This is a genomic window from Mycobacterium sp. FW102-FHT13B02 (genome assembly GCF_058790275.1).
The window spans coordinates 141647-162900 of record NZ_JBYTCM010000001.1 but is presented as its reverse complement, the minus strand read 5'-3'; the positions used below and the strand labels follow the sequence as shown (position 1 = coordinate 162900).

The window sequence follows — 21254 nt, the reverse complement described above, 5'->3', positions numbered from 1 at the left end:
CGTGAGCACCCCGCGTATTGCCGTCGCGTACCTCGCCACACCAGGCGGTAACGACGCCGTGGCCGTCGGCGAGCAGCTCGCCCACACCCTCGGCGCAGAGATCGACCTCTGCATGGTGCTGCCCAGCGAGCGACCGGCGCTGGCTGCGATCCCCGGCAACGTGCTGCTACGGGAAGCGGAGGGCTGGCTTGCCGCCGCCGCGGCCGGGATCCGCAATGACATCCCTGTGACCACACACCTGAGCTTCGACGAGTCCAGCACGGCAGGCCTGATCGCGGCGGCAGAGGCCGTGGGAGCCGAGGCGCTGGTGGTTGGCGGCGCGGGCGGCGGCATCGCCGGACCGTTGTCGTTGGGATCGGTGGTCAACGACCTGGTCCATGCGTCTCCGATTCCCGTGGTCATCGCGCCGCGCGGCGCGCGCCTGACTCGCAACGAACGGATTCGGGAAGTCACCTGCGCGGTCGGCACCCGTCCCGGCGCCGACGCGCTGCTGAATTCCGCTTTGCGGCTCTGCCGCGACACCCAGACACCGCTGCGCCTGGTATCGCTCGTCGCCGTCGACAACTCCGACAATCTGGAGCTGGCACAGAAACACGCCCAGAACGCCCTCGATCAGGCGAGATCAACTCTGCCGGAGGACATTCCGGTCACCTCGCGCGTTGCCTCCGGCCCCACTGTCGAAGACGCCGTCAACAAGCTCGGCTGGCATGACGGCGACGTGATCATGGTGGGGTCCAGTCGGCTGGCCCAGCCGCGCCGGCTGTTCCTCGGCTCGACCGCGGCGAAAATGCTGCGCGTCCTGCAGGTTCCGATGATCGTGGTTCCGAAAGACGAAGGGGCTGATAATGACTGAACAACTGGCCGATTCCGACCTCGCTCGTATAGAGCGGGAAGAAGGCCTGGTCGCCAAGGGCCTCGCCGCAGGCAGAATCGGCACGTTCACCGGAGCGATCCTCGGTATCTCCACCGTGGCACCCGGCTACACCCTCACCGCCAGCATCGGGCTCATCGTCGCCGCGGTCGGGCTCAAGATGCCGGCCATCCTCATCGCCGGTTTCATCCCCATGTTCCTCACGGCGTACGCGTACCGCGAGCTGAACTCGCGGGCACCGGACTGCGGCGCCTCGTTCACGTGGTCCACCAAGGCTTTTGGCCCGTATGTGGGCTGGATGTGCGGCTGGGGCATGGTGATCGCCACCATCATCGTGCTGTCCAACCTCGCCTCGATCGGCGTCCAGTTCGGCTATGAGTTCCTCGGCAAGGTGCTGCACAACGAAAAGCTCGCCACACTCTCGGCCGACAATGTCTGGGTCAACATCGGCTCCACCGTCGCGCTGCTGGCCATCGCCACCTACATCTCCTGCCGCGGCATCACGACCAGCGAAAAGGTGCAGTATGTGCTGGTCGGCTTCCAGATGATCGTGCTGATCACGTTCGCGATCGTCGCGATCGTGCGGTCGGGCGGCACCGAAGGACACCTGAGTTTCGACATCGATTGGTTCGACCCGTTCACCGGACTCACGCTGAGCGCCTTCGTGATCGGGCTGATCGGCTCCATCTTCGCATTCTGGGGCTGGGATACCTGCCTGACGCTCGGCGAAGAATGCAAGGACCCGACCAAGGTCCCCGGCCGCGCCGGGTTGCTCTGTGTGCTGTCGATCCTGCTGACCTACCTCCTCGTGGCGGTCGCCGTGATGATGTTTGCGGGCATCGGCGATACCGGGCTGGGTCTTGGCAATAAAGACAACGCCGCCAACGTGTTCGGCGCGCTGGCTTATCCGGTGCTGGGCGACTGGGGCGGGCCGCTGCTCCTGCTGGCGGTGTTCGCCTCGTCGATCGCGAGTTTGCAGACCACCGTGCTGCCGGCCGCGCGCACCATGCTGGCGATGGGTACATACGGGGCTTTCCCGAAGAAATTCGCCCAGATCAGCCCGCGGACACTGTCTCCGGTGTACAGCACCGTCGTCGCCGGTGTCGTGACAGCCGCCTTCTACACCATCGTGACGCTGCTGTCCGAGCGCACGCTGCTGGATACCATTGCCGCCCTTGGCATCATGATCTGCTGGTACTACGGCATCACCGCGTTCGCGTGTGTCTGGTTTTTCCGTAAGGAGCTGTTCCGGAGCCTGCACAACGTCATCTACAAGCTGACATTCCCGCTGCTCGGTGGCGTCATGCTGCTCTCCGTCTTCGTGAAGTCGGTGCTCGTCAGCATGGACCCGACGGCCAGCGGCAGCGGCGCGGAGATCGGCGGCATCGGCCTGGTGTTCTACCTCGGCTTCGGCATCCTGTTCTTCGGGGCCATCCTGATGCTCGTCATGCGCACCGTCCAGCCGGCGTACTTCCGGGGCGAGACGCTCACCATGGATACGCCGCCACTCCCCTGATTCGGTTCGACCCGAGTAACCGTGTGCGTGGGTACCGGATCAACACCGAGGCAGAAAAATACCTCGCTTCAATCACGATGCGCTACAAGCCATCCCGATTGGAGCGAGGTATCTGTTTCGGGGGTTAGATGTCCCTGGCTTCTATAACCACCGGCAGTTCACCACCACGATTGAACTCAGGGCGATCCGCAAGTCTCCTGACGCACGATGCGCCGCGACGTTACTACCCCGTCAGCCGTCGTAGTCGACCGACACCGTCGCGCTGGTCGGATGCGACTGACAGGTGAGGATGTAGCCGGCTTCGAGGTCATCGCGGCCGAGGGCGAAATTCTGTTCCATCTCGACCGTGCCGTCGAGCAACTTGGCTCGGCAGGTGCCGCAGGCGCCGCCCATGCATGAGTAGGGCGCGCCACTGCCCGTTTGCAGTGCACCCTCCAAGATCGTCTCGCCGGCCCGGAGACCGAAAGTCTTTGTCTTTCCTGATAATTGGAAGGTTACGGCAGCGGCCTGGTAGTCGCGTGCGGGCGCGTCGGTGCGGCCGAAGCCCGTGAACAACTCCAGATGAATCCGCTCCGGGGCCACGCCGCGCTCGATCAACGTCGTGCGCGCATCAGTGGACATCGCGGCAGGACCGCACAGGAACCATTCGTCCACGGTGTCGGGACGAAGATCCGTGGTGAGCCAGCCGGTCAGCCGTTCCGCGTCGATGCGACCGGACAGTTCCGCGGTGTGCAGCGGCTCGCGCGACAGCACGTGGCGGATCTCGAGGCGGTCGGCATATCGGGATTCAAGGCAGTCGAGTTCGGTCCGGAACATGGTCGACTCTTTGGTTCGGTTACCGTAGATGAGCGTGAAGCGGCTCTCGGTTTCGAGCTCCATGGCGGTGGCCAGGATGGACAACACCGGCGTGATGCCGCTGCCGGCCACCACGCCCACGTAGTGCTTGCGATGCAGCGGATGCAACACGGAACTGAAACTGCCGGCCGGGGTCATCACGTCGAGTACATCGCCGGGCTGGAGCCGGTCGGCCACGAACCCCGAGAACACTCCTCCCGGAATGTGTTTCACTGCGATCCGCAGCTGCGCACGGGTGGCCGGCGCACAGATGGAGTAGCTGCGGCGCACCCCTTGACCGCCCAGGTCGGTGCGCACCGAGACATGCTGACCGGGTTCGAATCGGAACTCGTCCTGTAGCCCCTCGGGAACGGCGAAGGTCACCAGCGTGCTGTCGGCGGTGATCGGATCGACCGCGGCCACCGGGATCCGGTGGAACACGGCATGCGGCGAACTCGAACGGGACGGCATCCGTACCGGCAGCAGTCGACCGAGCTTGCCGTTGAGCTGCTTCCACTCCCGGAATTCGCCGGAGTTGAGCTCCCGACCGAACACCGTGGAAATGGCGGCGCCCCGGTCCAGGTAGGCCTCCTCGTTGCGGCGCCAGGTCTTGGTGTATCGGTAAAACGGCACCGACGGATGCAAGTGGTGCACCAGGTGGTAGTTCTGCGACAACATCAATGGGGTGTAGAGCCACTCCATGCCGACGCGGGTCCGGGTCGCCCGGTACCGGTCACTCCGTTGGGTGTCCTCCAGGCCGTGGTGGGGCATCCAGTCGAACCACCACGCCAGGACCACAACCGCGATCCGTTGCGGGATGATGAAGATGACGGCCAGCGTCCAGAAGTGGCCCGACATGATCGCGACGATCACCCCGGTCACGGAAATGGCAACGCATGCCAGAGTTTCGGCGATCTCCGGCTTCGGGCGACCACTGATCTTGCGGATCAGATAGCCGCCGTAGGACACGTCGAGCAAGGCCCAGCGGAACGGCAGCTGCCATGCCGGGCCGTGCGAGGCGAAGGTGTCCGGATCGTTCTCGTCGTCGTTCGAATGCCGATGGTGCTCGATGTGGATGAACCCGAACGAGGGGAACGAGATCATCGGCTGGACGAACGGCACCGCCAACCGTCCGACCAATCCGTTGACCCAACGTGTGGAACTGATGGCGTAATGCACGGCGTCGTGAACGACGGTGAACATCGTGAAGGACACCACCGCGTTGACCACGATGGGGACCCACATCGGGAGCACCCCGTCCAGATAGCCGACGGTGGACCCGACAAATGCCGCGAGTCCGGCGAGTAACAGCGCGACCGTCGGCCAGGCCAGCTTGGGTACCTGCTCGCCCGGATCCGGCAACGCCGTTCGCGCACCGGGTTGGCCGGCCGCCCGATCAACCACATCAACTCGCGACATTCGATACTCCGTCTGTCAGGCAACCAAGGCCGGTTGCGTCTCCCGAGGACGCTACGGACGCCGGCCAAGCGATTGAATGTTCCAACGGGACGACGATTTGGTATTTTCGGACAGTGGGAATGACCCCGGTCTGGGCGGTGCCGCGGGGCACCGAAGGCGTCCGCATCATGGTGCAGGGCGGCATCGCGCATGGGATGACGCTCACGGAATGTCTCGCGGGTAGCGGACTGACCGAAGCCGGCCTCGATGACGAGAACGCCGAGATCTGGGCGCACCAGGAATTCGACGTGATCCGCAATCTCATTGCGGGACTGGGTGACAGACCGGGTGTCGGCATCGAGGTGGGGCTGCACTCCACACTCGGCCGTGCCGGCTTGCTCGGCTTTCTGATCCTGGCCGGTCCCACCCTGCGACAGGGCGTAGAGCTGATCCTGCCCTATCTCGCACTCTCCCCCACCCACCTGCGGTTCTCGGTGGAGACCGACGACGAATACGGCTACCTGGTGGGCGATGACAGTGAATTGCCCACGGATGTCAGGCCGTTCATCGTCGAGCGGGACCTCGCCGGATTCGTCGCCGCGACGCAGGGCGCCAACCTGGCGCTAACACCTGCGTGGGCGGAGACGACACTCGATGCCGACCGCGCTGCAAAGCTCGCAGAGCTGTGGCAGCTCCCTCAGTCCGCGGTACGCCACGGCCAACGCACGAACCGCGTCGCTGCCACCCATGAAGTTCTGAACATGCCGTCGCCACTCGCCGACGCGAACACGGCGCGCAAGCTCGAACAACAATGCCGAGACGTGCTCGAACGCCGGCTGTCTCGCGTCGGCGTCGCGGGGCAGGTCCGCAGCCGGCTGCTGCACAACCCCGGGGAACTACCGGCGATGCCCACCATCGCCGACGAATTGCACATCGATCCACGCACACTGCGCCGCCGCCTGGCCGCCGAAGGCACCTCCTACCGCTCGCTGCTCGATGAGGTGCGCCGCCAATTGGCCGTCGAACTGCTACAGCAGGATTTGTCGGTGGAGGAGGTCTCCCGGCACCTGGGGTACGCCGAAACGGCCAACTTCACCCACGCTTTCAAGCGCTGGGAAGGCACCGCACCGAGCTACTTCCGTAGATCGCGATAGTCGACCTTCACAGATGTGCCCAGCGGGCGACAAAGTGGAGCGCGGTAGCGGCGCCGATTCGACAATTTGGACATGGTCATCGCCGCTCGAACAGCCAAGAATCAGCAGTACACAAGCCGTTCGATCACCAGGAGCAACCGATGACCGACATCACCTATCGACTGGCGCAGAAGCGCAACATCGTCACCGCGCTGCCCGGTCCCCGATCGGTCGAAATGTCGGCGCGGCGGCAGGCCGCGGTCGCGGGTGGCGTCAGCTCCTCCGCGCCGGTCTACGCGGCCGACGCCGACGGCGGTGTCATCGTCGACATCGACGGCAATTCTCTCATCGACCTGGGCTCGGGCATCGCCGTCACCAGTGTCGGCGCATCGCATCCCGGTGTCGCTGCCGCGGTGGCGCAGCAAGCAGCCCGGTTCACCCACACCTGTTTCATGATCACCCCCTACGAGGGCTACGTGGAGCTGGCCGAGCGGCTGAACACCATGACCCCCGGCGACCACGAGAAGCGCACCGCATTCTTCAACTCGGGCTCCGAAGCTGTCGAGAACGCCGTCAAGGTGGCGCGGCTGGCCACCGGCCGCCAGGCCGTCGTCGCCTTCGATCACGCCTACCACGGCCGGACCAACATGACCATGGCGCTGACCGCCAAGGCCATGCCCTACAAGTCTCAGTTCGGCCCGTTCGCGCCGGAGATCTACCGGATGCCGGCGTCGTACCCCTACCGCGACGGGCTCACCGGCGAAGCCGCGGCCAAGGCCGCCATCAGCCGCATCGAGACCCAGATCGGCGCCGCCTCTCTCGCAGCCGTGATCATCGAACCCGTTCAGGGCGAGGGCGGCTTCATCGTGCCCGCGCCGGGATTCCTTGCCACCCTGGTTGATTGGTGCAAGGCCAACGGCGTTGTATTCATCGCCGACGAGGTGCAGACGGGGTTCGCCCGCACCGGAGCGTGGTTCGCCTCCGAGCACGACGGCATCGTCCCCGACATCATGACCCTGGCCAAGGGCATCGCCGGCGGCATGCCGCTGGCGGCCATCACCGGGCGTGCCGAACTGTTGGATGCCGTGCATCCCGGCGGCCTGGGCGGCACGTACGGCGGCAACCCGGTGGCCTGCGCCGCGGCACTGGCCACCCTCGACGCCATGGCAGAGATGGACCTGCCCGCCCGGGCCCGCGCCATCGAAGCCTCGGTACTGCCCAAGTTGCAGGCCCTGCGCGACACCGGGGTGGTCGGCGACGTCCGCGGACGTGGCGGCATGCTGGCGGTCGAAATCGTCAAACCGGGAACCACTGACCCTGACCCAGTACTCACCAAAGCCATTGCGGCAGAAGCGTTCAAGCGCGGCGTCATCATCCTGACCTGCGGCTCATACGGCAACATCATCCGGCTGCTCCCGCCGCTGGTGATCAGCGACGAGCTGCTCGACGAAGGCATCGCCGTGCTGGGCGATATCGTGCGCGAAATGGCGGCAACCCGATGATCGACCGCGCCACGCTACTGGAGTCCATGCCCACCGAACTGTGGCTCGGCGGCCTGCAGGTGCCGGCGTCCACGGGAGCACGGTTCGCCGTGCACGACCCGGCCACGGACGCCGTCCTCATCGAGGTCGCCGACGCCGCGCCCGCCGACGGTGCCCGCGCCCTCGACGAGGCCGTTGCCGTGCAGGCCTCGTGGGCCGCCACCCCGGCCCGCGAACGTGCCGAAATCCTGCGCCGCGCGTGGGAACTGGTCATGGATCGTCGCGACGACTTCGCCCTGACCATGACGCTGGAGATGGGAAAACCCTTGGCGGAGAGCCAGGGTGAGGTGAACTACGGCGGCGAGTTCCTGCGCTGGTTCGCCGAAGAAGCGGTCCGGATCAACGGCCGTTACACCCAGTCCCCCACCGGTAACGGCCGCATCCTCGTGAGCAAGCAGCCCGTCGGTCCCACCTTGGCGATCACACCGTGGAACTTCCCATTGGCGATGGGCACCCGCAAGATCGGGCCGGCGCTGGCAGCCGGCTGCACCATGATCGTCAAGCCCGCGGCCGAGACGCCGCTCACCATGCTGCTGCTGGGCCAGGTGTTCGCCGACGCCGGCCTGCCCGCCGGTGTGCTGTCCATCCTGCCGACCACTGACGCCGCAGGCCTGACCGGACCGCTGCTGGCGGACTCGCGACTGCGCAAGCTGACTTTCACCGGCTCCACCGGTGTCGGACGAAAATTGTTGGCGCAGTCCGCCGATCGGGTGCTGCGCACCTCGATGGAACTCGGTGGCAATGCTCCGTTCGTGGTGTTCGACGATGCCGATCTGGACGCCGCGGTCGACGGTGCCATGGCCGCCAAGATGCGCAATATGGGTGAGGCCTGCACCGCCGCCAACCGCATCCACGTCGACAACGCGGTGCGTGCCGAGTTCACCGAAAAGCTCGCCGCGCGCATGGCGGCGCTGACCACCGGCCCGGGCGATCAGACCGGCAGCCAGGTCGGTCCGCTCATCACCGCCAAGCAACGGGCCACGGTCGACGAACTGGTGCAGGACGCCGTCAACAAGGGCGCCACGGTAGCCACCGGCGGCAAACCCGTCGAGGGCGAAGGCTTCTTCTACCCACCGACCGTGCTCGCCGACGTGTCGTCCGACGCCCGCCTCCTGCGCGAGGAAATCTTCGGACCGGTTGCCGCGATCATCGGATTCGACGGCGAGCAGGCCGGCATCGACGCCGCGAACGACACCGAATACGGCCTGGCAGCATACGTCTACACGCAGGGCCTGGACCGTGCACTGCGGGTCGCCGAGTCGATCGAGGCCGGCATGGTGGGCGTCAACCGTGGCGTCATATCCGATGTGGCCGCGCCGTTCGGCGGCATCAAGGAATCCGGCATCGGCCGCGAAGCCGGCAGCGAAGGTATCGAGGAGTACCTCGAGACCAAGTACATCGCGCTGCAATAGCTTGCGCCGCCCTTCATCCACACACGCAGACCTCCAAGTAAATAGACCGGAGTAGTCCTCCCCATGCAGAATCCCGCTGCCCGGGTGTCTTTCGACGCCGACGGGCTGAACAACCACGCCCAAATCCAGTGGCCCGGCCAACCGCCGTTCCTGGCCGACGTCTGCGCCATGTTCGAATCTTTCGGCCTGCGCGTCGCCTCCTACCACCACTGCGGCGAAGCCGGGCACAGCTACGAGTTCGGCGACCTCTCGCTCTCTGCCTCGACACGTGACCTGGTCGCGCAGGCATGCGAGGCCGCCATCGCGGGGCGCTGGAACGTCGACCGGTTCGCCATGCTCATCGCCGCGGCCGGCATCGACTGGCGCCGGGCTGTCCTGATCCGCGCGGCGTGCCGGTTCGTCCGGCAGACGGGCCTGGGGTTCTCCGAGGACTACATCGTGGAATCCTTGGTCGCCGCACCCGAATTCGTCAATGCGCTACTGGCATTGTTCGACGCCCGGTTCAACCCGGACGCCACCGCGGACATCGAGCAGGCAGATCGTGAAGTCACCGCTCTGGTGGATGCCGCGGCCTCGCTGGATGACGACCGGATCCGACGGGCTCTGCACGCATTCGTCGCTGCGACGTTGCGCACCAACTGGTTCCAGGTCGGGCCCGACGGCCGCTCGAAGGACTACATGTCGTTCAAGATCGACTCATCGCGGCTGTCGATCACGGGACCCGTTGTCCCCTATCGCGAGATCTTCGTGCACTCCGACATCGTCGAGGGCGTGCACCTGCGCACTGGCGCCATCGCCCGCGGTGGGCTCCGCTGGTCCAACCGCGCCGAGGACTTCCGCACCGAGGTGCTCGGCTTGATGAAGACGCAGGCCGTGAAGAACGCCCCGATCGTGCCGACGGGCGCCAAGGGCGCCTTCGTCTTGCGTTCCGCCACTGTCGATCCCGCTGACGGCTACCGCACCTTCATCCGCGGTCTGCTCGATGTCACCGACAACATCGTGGACGGCACCGTCCGCCCTCCCGACCGCACCGTGTGCCCTGACGGGGACGACGCCTATCTCGTGGTCGCCGCCGACAAAGGCACCGCCACGTTCTCGGACCTGGCCAATGCCATTGCCGCGGAATACGGCTTCTGGCTCGGCGACGCCTTCGCGTCGGGCGGGTCGGCCGGATACGACCACAAGGCCATGGGCATCACCGCCCGTGGCGCCTGGCTGTCGGTACGTCGGCACTTCGCCGAGGCCGGTCATGACATCGACGTCGAGCCATTCACCGTCGCCGGCATCGGCGACATGTCCGGTGACGTTTTCGGCAATGGAATGTTGTTGTCCCGCAACATCAAGCTTGTCGCGGCTTTCGACCATCGACACATCTTCCTCGACCCGAATCCGGACCCGGCAGCCTCATATCAGGAGCGGGCGCGGCTCTTCGCCCTCCCCCGGTCCAGCTGGCAGGACTACGACCCGGCGTTGATCTCGGTGGGCGGCGGCGTGTGGCCGCGCACCGCGAAATCAATCCCGCTGTCAGATCAAGCCCGGGTGAGCCTGGGCATCAAGACCGTCGAATGCACTCCGGACGAGCTGATCAGCGCCGTGCTGCGCGCGCCCGTCGACTTGCTGTGGAACGGTGGCGTCGGCACCTACGTGCGCGCCGACGACGAGACCGACGCCGACGCCCAGGACAAGGCCAATGATCGCGTGCGCGTCACCGCATCGCAGTTGCGCTGCAAGGTGATCGGTGAGGGCGGCAACCTCGGCCTGACGCAGCAGGCGCGTGTCGCGTTTGCACTGAGCGGTGGGCGGGTCAACGCCGACTTCATCGACAACGCCGCAGGTGTCGCCACCTCCGACCTCGAGGTCAACCTGAAGATCGCGCTGGACTCCGGCAATATCGATACGACGCTTCGCAATTCGCTGCTCGCGGGAGCGACGGACGATGTCGCCGCGCGGGTGCTCGCCGACAACGCGGACCAAATTCTGGCGATCAGCATGGCCGCGGCCGAGGCCGGGTCTCTGCTGGACCGGCACATCAGGCTCATCGCCAACCTGCAGGACGAGGCCGGCGTCGACCCCGACGTCGAAGGACTGCCGTCGAAGCAGGAACTGGACCGGCGGCGCCTGGTCGGGCTCGGGCTCACCCGTCCTGAAATCGCCGTGCTGCTGGCGCAATCCAAGAATCTGGTGTCACACGAGCTGTTGGCCTCCGACGTGCCGGACCACGAATTGTTCGTCGGCCGCCTGGAGCAGTACTTCCCGGCCAGCATTGCCGAGCAGGCTCGGACCGAGATCGCGAACCACCCGCTGCGCCGCGAGATCGTCGCGACCTCGGTCGCCGGTGAGCTGATCAACCGGGTCGGCCCGGGCACCATTTACCGCATGCAGGAACGTCTTTCGGTCAGCACGTCCGATGTGGCGATGGCGTACGCGACGGTGCGTGAGATCCTCGATCTCGACGCCCTGTGGGCCGAGGTTCTGACCGGCAAGACCGATGAGAGCCAACGTATCCAGGCGCTGCTGGAGATCCGTGAGCTGCTCGAGCACCTGACATCGTGGGTGGTGCGCAACGGCGCGGGCAACCGTGATCGGGTGAGTGCCGCGGTCAGCCGGTTGATCGCCGTCAGCTCTTCTTGAGCTCCTCGGCGAACATCACGATGATGCCGCTGGGGCCGCGGACATACGTCAGCTTGTAGATGTCCTCGTAGGCGGCCACGCCACGCAGCGGATGGCAGCCATGCCTGGCCGCGACCTCGAGGGCCGCGTCGATGTCGTCGACCGAGAACGCGACGCGGTGCATCCCAATGTCGTTGGGGCGGGTGGGTTCCGAATCGATCGCCTCGGGATGGATGTACTCGAAGAGCTCGACGCGGCCATGGCCGTCGGGCGTCTCGAGCATGGCGACGTTGGCGTGGTTGCCGTCGAGGCCGACAGCCGTGTCGGTCCACTCGCCGCTGACGGTGGTGCGCCCGACGACGGTGAGACCGAGGTCTGTGAAAAACGCGATGGTCGCGTCGAGATCGCGCACGGCGATGCCGACGTTCTCGAGTTTGATGGGCATGTCGTGGATGGTACCCAGCGCGGCCCGGACCAAACGCGCCCTAGCTCAGGGCAGAAGGCTGGTGTTGCGTGATGCAGTGGATGCCGCCGCCCCGCTCGAACAGCGGCCGGGCATCGACACTGACCACGCGCCGGCCCGGGTATTGCTCGGCCAGGATCGCTGCAGCGTCGGCGTCGTGCGGATCGCCGAACGCACACGCGATGACGCCCCCGTTGACCACCAGGTGGTTGATGTAGCTGTAGTCGACGTAGCCCTCGGCGTCGGTCAGCAGGTCCGGCGCGGGCAGTTCAACGATCTCCCAGGGCCGGCCCGCCGCGTCACAGGTGTCGGCGAGCACCTCGCGAATCTCCTTACACACCAAGTGGTCCGGATGCGCCCCGGAGCGCTGGGCATGCACCAGCAGGCGCCCTGGTGAGGTGATGGCTGCGACGATGTCGACGTGCCCACGGGTGCCGAAGCGCTCCGAGTCGCGGGTCAGGCCGCGCGGCAGCCAGACGGCGTGGGTGGCGCCGATGGTGCGGGCCAGCTCGGCCTCGACGTCGGCCTTGGTGGCGCCGGGATTGCGGCCCGGGTCGAGTTGGACGGTCTCGGTGACCAGCACCGTGCCCTGCCCGTCGACCTGGATACCACCACCTTCGTTGACCAGCGTCGAGTCGACCACCGGAACTCCGGCCCAACCGGCGACTGCGGCAGCGATTTTCGCGTCGCGATCCCAGCGCGCCCAGTCCTGGGCGCCCCATCCGTTGAACACCCAGTCCACCGCAGCCACCGAACCGTCGTCGGCGTGCACGAAGGTCGGCCCGATATCGCGCATCCACGCGTCGTTCAGTGGCGCTTCGACGATGTCCACGTCGACGGACAGATACCGCCGCGCGGCAGCCATTTCAGCGGGATCCACCACCACGGTCACCGGTTCGAATTCCAGCACCGCATGCGCCACGGCGGCCCAGGTCGAGCGGGCCTCGTGATGTTCGGTCTCGTTGTCTCCCAACGAATAACCTGCCGATGGGAACGCCATCCACACCCTGTCCTGCGGTGCGCTCTCCGCGGGCATCACATAACCGGTCACTTCACCACCGCCGTGGCTTCGTGGCCGGCGCCGTACGGACGCTGCGCGTCGACGGGCGCGGTCAGCGCACCGTAGCTCTCCGGCCGCCGGGTCAGCAGGAACGGGAACAGCTCCAGCCAGTCGCGGCGCTGGTCCAGATCCAGGTCGGCGACCAGCACCGCCTCTTCGTCGCGCGGCGCCTGCACCAGCACCCGGCCGTAGGGGTCGGAGATGAACGACGAGCCGTAGAAGGTCACGGCGCCCTCATCGCCGATTCGGTTGGGCACCACCATGAACAGGCCACTGTTGATGCCGTTGGCGACGATGACCTGCTGCCACAGCGGTTGCGTATCGAACGCCGGGAAGACCGGCTCGGAGCCGATGGCCGTCGGGTAGACGACGATCTCGGCGCCGCCGAGCGAGTAGCTACGGGCCACTTCGGGGAACCATTCATCCCAGCAGGTCGGCATACCCAGCTTGGCGCCGAGCCCCTCAGGGTCGTAGACCGGGTACGGGTTGTCCCCGGACTCGGCCGGGCCGGCCCGAAAATAGGTGTCCTCGTAGTAGCCCGCCGAGATCGGAATGTGCATCTTGCGGGTCCGGCCGGCCAACTCACCCGACGGGGACACCAGGATGGCCGTGTTGAAGCCCAAACCGTCTGCCGCCGGCGCCTTTTCATACAACGAGGCATGCACGAAGACGCCGTTGGTCCGGGCCGCGTCGGCGGCCAGCGCGAACGTCGGCCCCTCGAGCAGGTCTTCGGCGACGTCGCCGGGGTTCGGGCCGGCCGGGGTGTCGGCGGGGTAGCGCAGCAGCGTGATCTCCGGCAGACAGACCAGCGTGGCACCTTCTCCCGCCGCCCGATCGATGCCCCCGCGCAGCACCTTGGTGAGCTCGTCAGCCTCGGGACGCCAGCGGTGCTGCACCAGTCCGACCCGGACCGGCGGTCGCGTCGACGCGGTGCTGCGGGACAGCGACTCGGGCGCGGTGGCGGTCAGGGTGATCATCAGCTGTACTCCTAAAACGAATTTAATTCGTTTTATTGTGGCCCCACTTACCCACACTTGTAAAGAGGTAGTAGAAAGAAGCCATGGGCCGCCCCTCCACACCGCTGCTTTCCGCGGATCGCATCGCCGGCGCAGCAATGGATTTGGTCAACAAGACGGGCGGCTTCACCGTCCCGGAACTGGCCCGGGCCCTCAAGGTCAGCCCGTCCTCGCTGTACAACCACGTCGCCGGGCGCGAACAGATCGTCGAGCTGCTACGCGAACGGGCGATGTCCGACGTCGCGCTGCCCGCCGACGACCCACACCGCCCGTGGACCGACGTCGTCGCCGACATCATGCGGTCCTACCGGCAGAGCTACGCCCGCTACCCGCGGCTCATCCCCCTGCTGACCTCGCATGCGGTCAACAGCGACCACGCCCTCACCATGTACAACGTGCTGGCCGTCACGTTCGGCCGCGCGGGATTCGATCCAGCGGACACGTTGCGCGCCATCACCCTGATCGACGCGTTCGTGCTGGGCTCGGCGCTCGATGTCGCCGCACCCGACGAACCGTGGCAGCCCGGCGCCGAGGTCGGCCCAGAGTTCGCCGCGGCACTCGCCACGGGAAGCACCAAACCCGAACGCGCCGACGATGCCTTCGAATTCGGCATCGCAGTGCTGCTGCGCGGACTGGCAGCGGTTCCGTCGTCCGAGTGATTACTCGGACGCGTCACCCTCGGGCTTGGCTTCCGGCTTGCTCTCGCCATCCGCGGCCTTGTCCTCGTCCTTGGCTTCCGCCTCGGCCTTCGGCAACACCGCGTCCAGCGCGGCACCGGTGATCCGCCGGAACGCGCGACGCGGCTTCTTGGCGTCGAGAATCGCCACCTCGAGCGTCGACGCCTCCAGCACGCGGTCACCCGCCCCGGCGTGCAGCGCGTCGACGGCGATCTTCACGGCGTCGGCCAGGCTCGCGTTCTCCCGGTAGGAGTCATTGAGTGCGGCGATGATGGGCTCGGTGGTACCGCCCATCACGACGAAATGCGGCTCGTCGGCGATGGATCCGTCGTACGTGATCCGGTACAGCTCAGGGGCTTTCGTCTCGCCGTGGTGCGCCACTTCGGCGACACACAGCTCGACCTCGTAGGGCTTGGCCTGCTCGGTGAAGATGGTGCCCAGCGTCTGGGCGTAGACGTTGGCCAACTGGCGGCCGGTGACATCGCGTCGGTCGTAGGCATAGCCCCGGGTGTCGGCGAACTGGATACCACCGCGACGCAGGTTGTCGAACTCGTTGAACCGGCCGACGGCCGCGAAACCGACCCGGTCGTACAGCTCACTGACCTTCTGCAGCGACCGCGACGGGTTCTCCGCGACGAACAGCACGCCACCTTCATAGGCCAGGACGACCACGCTGCGGCCCCGCGAAATGCCTTTGCGCGCAAGCTCCGAACGTTCCCGCATCGCCTGTTCGGGCGAAATGAAATACGGAAAGCTCATCAGGCATTACCTCTCGCGCTGGTCCGGTTGGCGATGACTTCCCGGGCCAGCGCGGCAATCCGTTCGTCGGTCACCTCTTCGGCGCCTTCGGCGCCGATCAGTACCGCGGTCGGGTAGATCCCGCGCGTCAGATCGGGTCCGCCAGTTGCCGAATCGTCGTCGGCAGCGTCGTACAGCGCCTCGATGGCCACCTTCAGCGCCGAATCGGCATCGCTCACATGCGAATACAGCTTCTTGATGGACGACTTGGCGAACAGAGATCCCGAGCCCACCGACTGGTAGCCCTCTTCTTCGATGTTCCAGCCACCCGCGGCGTCGAACGAAACGATCCGGCCGGCGTTGCCCGGGTCGGAGTCGTCCAGGTCGTAGCCCACCAGCAGGGGCAGCGCGACGAAGCCCTGCATCGCCGCGCCGAGATTGCCGCGCACCATGATGGCCAGTCGGTTGACCTTGCCACGGAACGTCAGCGGCACGCCTTCGACCTTCTCGTAGTGCTCCAGCTCCACGGCATACAACCGCGCGAACTCCACCGCGATCGCGGCCGTGCCGGCGATGCCCGTCGCGGTGTGTTCGTCGGCGATGTGCACCTTCTGCACGTCGCGGCTCGCGATCATGTTGCCCTGGGTGGCCCGCCGGTCCCCCGCGATCAGCACGCCGCCGGGGTACTTGATCGCGACGATGGTCGTGCCGTGCGGCAGGTCGGCGCCGGATCGAGGATCACCCGCTGCGGCCCAATTGTTCCTCACGCCCGCGGCCGGCAACAGGTGTGGTGCCTGCCGGCTCAGAAAGTCCGAAAACGAGGACAAGTTCAGGTGAGGTGAGGTGACATCCAGTCGGTCAGAGAAAGGCCCGAACGCTCGCGTCACTGGCCGCCCTTTTGGACGTACGCGCGCACGAAGTCCTCAGCGTTCTCTTCCAGCACGTCATCGATCTCATCGAGCAGGTCGTCGGTGTCCTCGGCGAGCTTCTCGCGACGCTCCTGACCTGCGGCAGTCGTACCGGTGAGGTCGTCGTCCTCGCCGCCGCCACCGCCACGCTTGGTCTGTTCCTGAGCCATCGCCGCCTCCTGATTGCTCGATATCTAACTTCACACTACCGGTCCGTGCCCGGGTTCCCCGGGAACACAAGCCATTACGTGGTCAGCTGTTCCACCAACTCGGCCGCACTGTCCACCGAATCGAGCAGCGCGCCGACATGTGCCTTGCTGCCGCGCAGCGGTTCCAGCGTCGGAATCCGCACCAAAGACTCGCCGCCGAGGTCGAAAATCACCGAGTCCCAGCTGGCCGCGGCGATGTCCGCACCGAACCGGCGCAGGCACTCGCCCCGGAAGTACGCCCGGGTGTCGGTGGGTGGGTTGTCCACCGCGTCGAGCACCTGCTGCTCGGTGACCAGCCGCTTCATCGAGCCGCGCGCCACCAGGCGGTTGTACAGGCCCTTGTCCAGCCGCACGTCGGAATACTGCAGGTCCACCAGATGCAGACGCGGGGCGTTCCAGCTCAGGTTCTCCCGCTGCCGGAAGCCCTCCAGCAGGCGCAGCTTGGCCGGCCAGTCCAGGATTTCGGCACACTCCATCGGATCGCGCTCGAGCAGATCCAGGACCTGCGCCCAGGTCTCGATGACGTGGTCGGCGCGCGGGTCCGGGTCGCGCCGCTCCTGCAGCTTGGCCACCCGGTCCAGGTAGATGCGTTGCAGCGCAAGGCCGGTGAGTTCGCGTCCGTCCGCCAGTGCCACCGTCGCGCGCAGCGACGGGTCCCGGCTGATGACGTGCACCGCGTGCACCGGGCGGGCCAGCGCCAGGTCGGACAGCTCGATGCCCTCGGCGGCCCCGAACTCGATCAGGTCGAGCACCAGCGACGTGGTGCCCACCTTCAGATACGTGGACGTCTCGGCCAGGTTGGCGTCACCGATGATGACGTGCAGCCGGCGGTACTTGTCGGCGTCGGCGTGCGGTTCGTCGCGGGTGTTGATGATGCCGCGCTTGAGCGTCGTCTCCAGGCCGACCTCGACCTCGATGTAGTCGGCGCGCTGGGTCAGCTGGAAGCCCGGCTCATCACCCGACTGCCCGATGCCGACGCGGCCCGAACCGGTGACGACCTGACGGGACACGAAGAACGGCGTCAGCCCGGCGATCACCGAGTTGAAGGGCGTCTGCCGACTCATCAGGTAGTTCTCGTGCGTGCCGTACGACGCACCCTTGCCGTCGACGTTGTTCTTGTACAACTGCAGCTTCGCCGCCCCGGGCACGCTGGCCACATACCGGGCAGCGGCTTCCATGACCCGCTCGCCGGCCTTGTCCCAGATGACCGCGTCCATCGGGTCGGTGACCTCGGGAGCGGAGTACTCCGGGTGGGCGTGATCGACATACAGCCGGGCGCCGTTGGTGAGGATCATGTTGGCGGCGCCGATCTCGTCGGCGTCGACGATCGGTGCCGGTCCCGTGGAGCGGCTCAGGTCGAAACCACGGGCGTCGCGCAGCGGGGACTCGACCTCGTAGTCCCACCGCGTGCGCTTGGCCCGCTGGATGCCGCTGGCCGCCGCGTACGCCAGCACCGCCTGGGTGGACGTGAGGATCGGGTTCGCGGTCGGATCAGACGGCGATGAAATGCCGTATTCGACCTCTGTTCCGATGATCCGTTGCATGCCGCACAGCGTAGACGGACTGGCGATGCGTCGGCCCGACAGGCCGGAGCCGAGCCCCGGCGAGAAAGCCGTCCACGCACACAGCCGGGTGTCCGTGTTGCACCATGGGGCGCATGACCGCATCTGGGCGAGCGAAGCGACGGGATCAGTCATCGCCGAGCGAGCGGGTCGCCGCCGAGACCTGGTTTCTGCGCCGGGGTCTGCCCGCAGTGCTGCGCCCAGGAGCGCTCGTGCGGCGGCTGTGGCAACGGTCGGCACCGGCGCTGGCCGCGTTCGCGGTGTTCATGGCGAACTCGATCCTCGTCACCGCCGTCACCGGCAAACACACCATCAACATCGAAGGCCAACCCACCCGGACCGAGTGGTTCGTCCTGGCGTTGGTCGTGCTGGTGGCGCCGGTGGCCGCGCTGGCCGGCTGGCTGGTGTCGCGCATCTCGTCGTGGCGCAACCGGGCCGCGGCGGCCGCCGTGGCGGTGGCGGTGTGCGCCGCCGGCGCGGTGCTCGGCGGTCCGGGCCCGAAGGTCCCCGGCAACGTCGTGTACGTGGCCGTGATCATCGCCGCCATCCTGGTCTGCACCGCGACCGGGATCGGCTCCATCTTAGGCTGGGCGCTGGACGTCACGGCCCACAACCTGACACTGGTCGGCAGTCTGTTCGTGAGAGCCCTGCCGATCATGCTGCTGACCGTGCTGGTGTTCTTCAACACCTACGTCTGGCTCATGGCAGCGATCGTCAGCAGAGCACGTCTGTGGTCCGCGCTGGGCTTCCTGGCCCTGATCGCCGTGGCATTCGTCATCACGACCACCATCGACCGGGTTTGGCCGATCCTGACGGCCACGCAACCGGATGCGCCCGAGGCCGAGGACGCGATCCTGGTCGGCACCCCGTTCGAGCACATGCCTCAGCCCGCCCGCCGAATCCCGTTGACCCGCATCGAGCGGGTCAACGTGGTGTTCGTGCTGGCCATGTCCCAGGTGTTGCAACTGCTGATCGTTGCCCTAGTGACCGCATTCATCTTCCTGGTGCTCGGCCTGATCCTCATCAGCCCGAAACTGCTGGCGGAGTGGACACGCAACAACGGCTCGCCCGACGGCACCGTCTTCGGCATGACGCTGCCGGTGCCGGAAGCGCTGATTCAGACCGCGCTGTTCCTGGGTGCGCTGACCTTCATGTACATCACCGCGCGCACCACCACCGACGCCGAATACCGGGCCGAGTTCGTCGACCCCCAGATCGACAGCCTGCGCCGCCGGCTGGACGCCCGCGACCGGTATCTCGCCGACCGCAAACAACTGTGAGGGCTGTGCACGCGATTCCGGAGTCTCGCGTGCACAGCCCTCACAGGCGTCGTGCCTACAGGTACTGCCCCAGGTTGGATTCCGTGTCGATCGCGCGGCTGGCGCTCGACGACTTGCCGGTGACCAGCGTGCGGATGTAGACGATCCGCTCGCCCTTCTTGCCCGAAATCCGCGCCCAGTCATCGGGGTTCGTGGTGTTGGGCAGGTCTTCGTTCTCGGCGAACTCGTCGACGATCGAGTCCAGGAGGTGCTGGATACGGAGGCCGCGCTGTTGCGTTTCCAGCACCGACTTGATCGCGTACTTCTTGGCCCGGTCCACCACGTTCTGGATCATGGCTCCGGAGTTGAAGTCCTTGAAGTACATGACCTCCTTGTCGCCGTTGGCGTAGGTGACCTCGAGGAAGCGGTTGTCGTCGATCTCGGCGTACATCCGGTCGACGACCTTTTCGATCATCGTCTTGATGGTCAACGTCCGGTCGCCGTTGAACTCGCGCAGGTCGTCCTCGTGCACCGGCAGGTCCTCGGTGAGGTACTTGCTGAAGATGTCCTGCGCCGCTTCGGCATCCGGCCGCTCGATCTTGATCTTGACGTCCAGGCGGCCGGGCCGCAGGATCGCCGGGTCGATCATGTCCTCGCGGTTGGAGGCGCCGATGACGATGACGTTCTCCAGGCCCTCGACACCGTCGATCTCCGAAAGCAGCTGCGGCACAACGGTGGTCTCGACGTCAGAGCTGACACCGGTACCACGGGTGCGGAAGATCGAGTCCATCTCGTCGAAGAACACGATCACCGGAGTGCCCTCGGACGCCTTCTCACGCGCCCGCTGGAAGATCAACCGGATGTGCCGCTCGGTCTCTCCGACGAACTTGTTCAGCAGCTCGGGGCCCTTGATGTTGAGGAAGTAGCTCTTGGCTTCCCGGGCGTCGTCGCCGCGCAGCTCGGCCATCTTCTTGGCCAGCGAGTTGGCGACAGCCTTGGCGATGAGCGTCTTGCCGCAACCAGGAGGGCCGTACAGCAGGACGCCCTTGGGCGGCCGTAGTGAGTACTCCCGGTACAGGTCCTTGTGCAGGAACGGCAGCTCCACCGCATCGCGGATCAGCTCGATCTGCCGCGTCAGGCCACCGATGTCGCTGTAGGCGACGTCGGGCACCTCTTCGAGGACCAGATCCTCGACCTCGGCCTTCGGGATCCGCTCGAAGGCATAGCCCGCCTTGCTGTCGACCAGCAGCGAGTCACCGGGCCGCAGCTTGCGCGCTCGCTCGTCCAACAGGTCGTCGGCGCCGTCCAGCAGCTCGACGATCTCGGGGTCGAGGTACTCGAGCGCGATCAACGGCTCGGCGAGCCAGACGATGCGTTCCTCGTCGGCATGGCCGACGACGAGGGCGCGCTTACCGTCGTTGAGGATTTCGCGGAGGGTGCTGATCTCGCCGACCGCCTCGAACGAGCCCGCCTCGACCACCGTAAGCGCCTCGTTGAGCCGGACGGTCTGGCCCTGTTTGAGTTCGGACACCTCGATGTTCGGCGACACCGACAGCCGCATCTTGCGACCGGAGGTGAAGACGTCGACGGTGTCGTCGTCGTGAGTCAGCAGCAAGACGCCGTAACCGCTGGGGGGCTGCCCGAGCCGATCGACCTCCTCGCGAAGCGCCAGCAACTGCTGCCGCGCCTCTTTGAGGGTGTCCATCAACTTGCCGTTGCGAGTCGTCAGCGAATCGATGCGGGCTTCGAGCTGCTGCACATCACGCGGCCCGCGGTGCGCCGCGGCCGCGGTCGTGAGCTGCTCGCGCAGCGCCGCCGTTTCGCTACGAAGCCGCGCCAACTCGGCGGCATCGGTGCTGGACATGGGGTTCTGATGAGATGTGCCCGGGTTGCCGAAGGCGTCCGGGCGATCCATTTCAGACATCTTGCGCTCCTTTCCCACACCGGAAGTTGGTGCGGCGGATACCTCAACGCTACCGGCGATCTGCCGTTCATGGGCGTCGAAGGAATCACGACACACGGGTGTTGCTCTGACCGCGCTGTTAAC

Annotated in this window: 17 protein-coding genes; 8 read left to right on the top strand and 9 right to left on the bottom strand. The window is 66.4% G+C overall.

What is annotated here, in order from left to right; all coding sequences use genetic code 11:
- Position 1 precedes the first annotated feature (1 nt).
- Both AC3WTE_RS00775 and AC3WTE_RS00770 read left to right on the top strand, forming a co-directional pair.
- On the top strand, positions 2-853 hold the full coding sequence (locus AC3WTE_RS00775) for a universal stress protein (RefSeq protein WP_492434850.1): 852 nt from the start codon (positions 2-4) through the stop codon (positions 851-853).
- Positions 846-2387, top strand: a complete 1542-nt coding sequence (locus tag AC3WTE_RS00770) for an APC family permease (RefSeq protein ID WP_492434848.1) — start codon at positions 846-848, stop codon at positions 2385-2387. The genes AC3WTE_RS00775 and AC3WTE_RS00770 overlap by 8 nt, the downstream gene beginning before the upstream one ends.
- 231 nt (positions 2388-2618) lie before the next feature.
- Here AC3WTE_RS00770 and AC3WTE_RS00765 read toward each other — a convergent pair whose 3' ends face one another.
- Positions 2619-4640, bottom strand: a complete 2022-nt coding sequence (locus AC3WTE_RS00765) for a fatty acid desaturase (protein WP_492434846.1) — start codon at positions 4638-4640, stop codon at positions 2619-2621.
- 119 nt (positions 4641-4759) lie between these two features.
- On the opposite strand from AC3WTE_RS00765, the gene AC3WTE_RS00760 reads away from it, so the two are divergent.
- The 4 genes from AC3WTE_RS00760 (at position 4760) to AC3WTE_RS00745 (ending at position 11336) form a co-directional block, all read left to right on the top strand.
- Positions 4760-5773, top strand: coding sequence for a helix-turn-helix transcriptional regulator (locus AC3WTE_RS00760; protein ID WP_459370304.1), 1014 nt, complete (start codon positions 4760-4762; stop codon positions 5771-5773).
- Between the two features lie 140 nt (positions 5774-5913).
- Positions 5914-7254, top strand: coding sequence for a 4-aminobutyrate--2-oxoglutarate transaminase (gene gabT / locus AC3WTE_RS00755; protein ID WP_492434844.1), 1341 nt, complete (start codon positions 5914-5916; stop codon positions 7252-7254).
- Complete coding sequence (locus AC3WTE_RS00750) at positions 7251-8705, top strand: NAD-dependent succinate-semialdehyde dehydrogenase (protein ID WP_492434842.1); 1455 nt, start codon at positions 7251-7253, stop codon at positions 8703-8705. The genes gabT and AC3WTE_RS00750 overlap by 4 nt, the downstream gene beginning before the upstream one ends.
- 63 nt (positions 8706-8768) lie before the next feature.
- A complete protein-coding gene (locus tag AC3WTE_RS00745; RefSeq protein WP_492434840.1) occupies positions 8769-11336 on the top strand; it encodes an NAD-glutamate dehydrogenase domain-containing protein in 2568 nt (855 codons plus the stop codon).
- On the opposite strand, the gene AC3WTE_RS00740 is transcribed toward AC3WTE_RS00745, so the two are convergent.
- The 3 genes from AC3WTE_RS00740 to AC3WTE_RS00730 are packed head-to-tail and all read right to left on the bottom strand — an operon-like array spanning position 11323 to position 13815.
- A complete protein-coding gene (locus AC3WTE_RS00740; RefSeq protein ID WP_492434838.1) occupies positions 11323-11760 on the bottom strand; it encodes a VOC family protein in 438 nt (145 codons plus the stop codon). The two genes, AC3WTE_RS00745 and AC3WTE_RS00740, sit on opposite strands and share 14 nt — an antisense overlap.
- A 40-nt stretch (positions 11761-11800) precedes the next feature.
- Complete coding sequence (locus AC3WTE_RS00735) at positions 11801-12814, bottom strand: agmatine deiminase family protein (protein WP_492435453.1); 1014 nt, start codon at positions 12812-12814, stop codon at positions 11801-11803.
- An 11-nt stretch (positions 12815-12825) separates the two neighbouring features.
- The gene (locus tag AC3WTE_RS00730; protein WP_492434837.1) at positions 12826-13815 is read right to left on the bottom strand and encodes a nitrilase-related carbon-nitrogen hydrolase; all 990 of its coding nucleotides are present in this window, start codon (positions 13813-13815) and stop codon (positions 12826-12828) included.
- A gap of 83 nt (positions 13816-13898) precedes the next feature.
- Here AC3WTE_RS00730 and AC3WTE_RS00725 point away from each other — a divergent pair, with 83 nt between their 5' ends.
- Positions 13899-14513, top strand: coding sequence for a TetR/AcrR family transcriptional regulator C-terminal domain-containing protein (locus AC3WTE_RS00725; protein WP_492434835.1), 615 nt, complete (start codon positions 13899-13901; stop codon positions 14511-14513).
- Here AC3WTE_RS00725 and prcA read toward each other — a convergent pair whose 3' ends face one another.
- From prcA to dop, 4 genes are all read right to left on the bottom strand, one after another.
- Positions 14514-15290: a proteasome subunit alpha gene (gene prcA / locus AC3WTE_RS00720; protein ID WP_492434833.1), complete on the bottom strand. Its 777-nt coding sequence runs from the start codon at positions 15288-15290 to the stop codon at positions 14514-14516.
- The gene (gene prcB, locus AC3WTE_RS00715; protein WP_492435451.1) at positions 15290-16102 is read right to left on the bottom strand and encodes a proteasome subunit beta; all 813 of its coding nucleotides are present in this window, start codon (positions 16100-16102) and stop codon (positions 15290-15292) included. Before prcB ends, prcA begins: the two co-directional genes overlap by 1 nt.
- Before the next feature lie 50 nt (positions 16103-16152).
- The gene (locus AC3WTE_RS00710; RefSeq protein ID WP_424075267.1) at positions 16153-16347 is read right to left on the bottom strand and encodes a ubiquitin-like protein Pup; all 195 of its coding nucleotides are present in this window, start codon (positions 16345-16347) and stop codon (positions 16153-16155) included.
- A gap of 74 nt (positions 16348-16421) precedes the next feature.
- On the bottom strand, positions 16422-17930 hold the full coding sequence (dop, locus tag AC3WTE_RS00705) for a depupylase/deamidase Dop (protein ID WP_492434832.1): 1509 nt from the start codon (positions 17928-17930) through the stop codon (positions 16422-16424).
- A gap of 113 nt (positions 17931-18043) precedes the next feature.
- Between dop and AC3WTE_RS00700 the strand changes: the two genes are divergently transcribed.
- A complete protein-coding gene (locus AC3WTE_RS00700) occupies positions 18044-19228 on the top strand; it encodes a hypothetical protein (protein ID WP_492434830.1) in 1185 nt (394 codons plus the stop codon).
- A 55-nt stretch (positions 19229-19283) separates the two neighbouring features.
- Here the strand turns inward: AC3WTE_RS00700 and arc are convergent, their stop codons facing one another.
- On the bottom strand, positions 19284-21131 hold the full coding sequence (gene arc / locus AC3WTE_RS00695) for a proteasome ATPase (RefSeq protein ID WP_492434829.1): 1848 nt from the start codon (positions 21129-21131) through the stop codon (positions 19284-19286).
- Positions 21132-21254 lie beyond the last annotated feature (123 nt).

Coding starts and splice junctions, on each gene's coding strand:
- AC3WTE_RS00770 (WP_492434848.1), top strand. CDS start 846: ATGACTGAACAACTGGCCGATTCCGACCTCGCTCGTATAGAGCGGGAA.
- AC3WTE_RS00735 (WP_492435453.1), bottom strand. CDS start 12,814: ATGCCCGCGGAGAGCGCACCGCAGGACAGGGTGTGGATGGCGTTCCCA.
- AC3WTE_RS00745 (WP_492434840.1), top strand. CDS start 8,769: ATGCAGAATCCCGCTGCCCGGGTGTCTTTCGACGCCGACGGGCTGAAC.
- AC3WTE_RS00700 (WP_492434830.1), top strand. CDS start 18,044: ATGACCGCATCTGGGCGAGCGAAGCGACGGGATCAGTCATCGCCGAGC.
- AC3WTE_RS00750 (WP_492434842.1), top strand. CDS start 7,251: ATGATCGACCGCGCCACGCTACTGGAGTCCATGCCCACCGAACTGTGG.
- AC3WTE_RS00710 (WP_424075267.1), bottom strand. CDS start 16,347: ATGGCTCAGGAACAGACCAAGCGTGGCGGTGGCGGCGGCGAGGACGAC.
- arc (WP_492434829.1), bottom strand. CDS start 21,131: ATGTCTGAAATGGATCGCCCGGACGCCTTCGGCAACCCGGGCACATCT.
- AC3WTE_RS00760 (WP_459370304.1), top strand. CDS start 4,760: ATGACCCCGGTCTGGGCGGTGCCGCGGGGCACCGAAGGCGTCCGCATC.
- AC3WTE_RS00730 (WP_492434837.1), bottom strand. CDS start 13,815: ATGATCACCCTGACCGCCACCGCGCCCGAGTCGCTGTCCCGCAGCACC.
- AC3WTE_RS00725 (WP_492434835.1), top strand. CDS start 13,899: ATGGGCCGCCCCTCCACACCGCTGCTTTCCGCGGATCGCATCGCCGGC.
- AC3WTE_RS00765 (WP_492434846.1), bottom strand. CDS start 4,640: ATGTCGCGAGTTGATGTGGTTGATCGGGCGGCCGGCCAACCCGGTGCG.
- gabT (WP_492434844.1), top strand. CDS start 5,914: ATGACCGACATCACCTATCGACTGGCGCAGAAGCGCAACATCGTCACC.
- prcA (WP_492434833.1), bottom strand. CDS start 15,290: ATGAGCTTTCCGTATTTCATTTCGCCCGAACAGGCGATGCGGGAACGT.
- dop (WP_492434832.1), bottom strand. CDS start 17,930: ATGCAACGGATCATCGGAACAGAGGTCGAATACGGCATTTCATCGCCG.
- AC3WTE_RS00740 (WP_492434838.1), bottom strand. CDS start 11,760: ATGCCCATCAAACTCGAGAACGTCGGCATCGCCGTGCGCGATCTCGAC.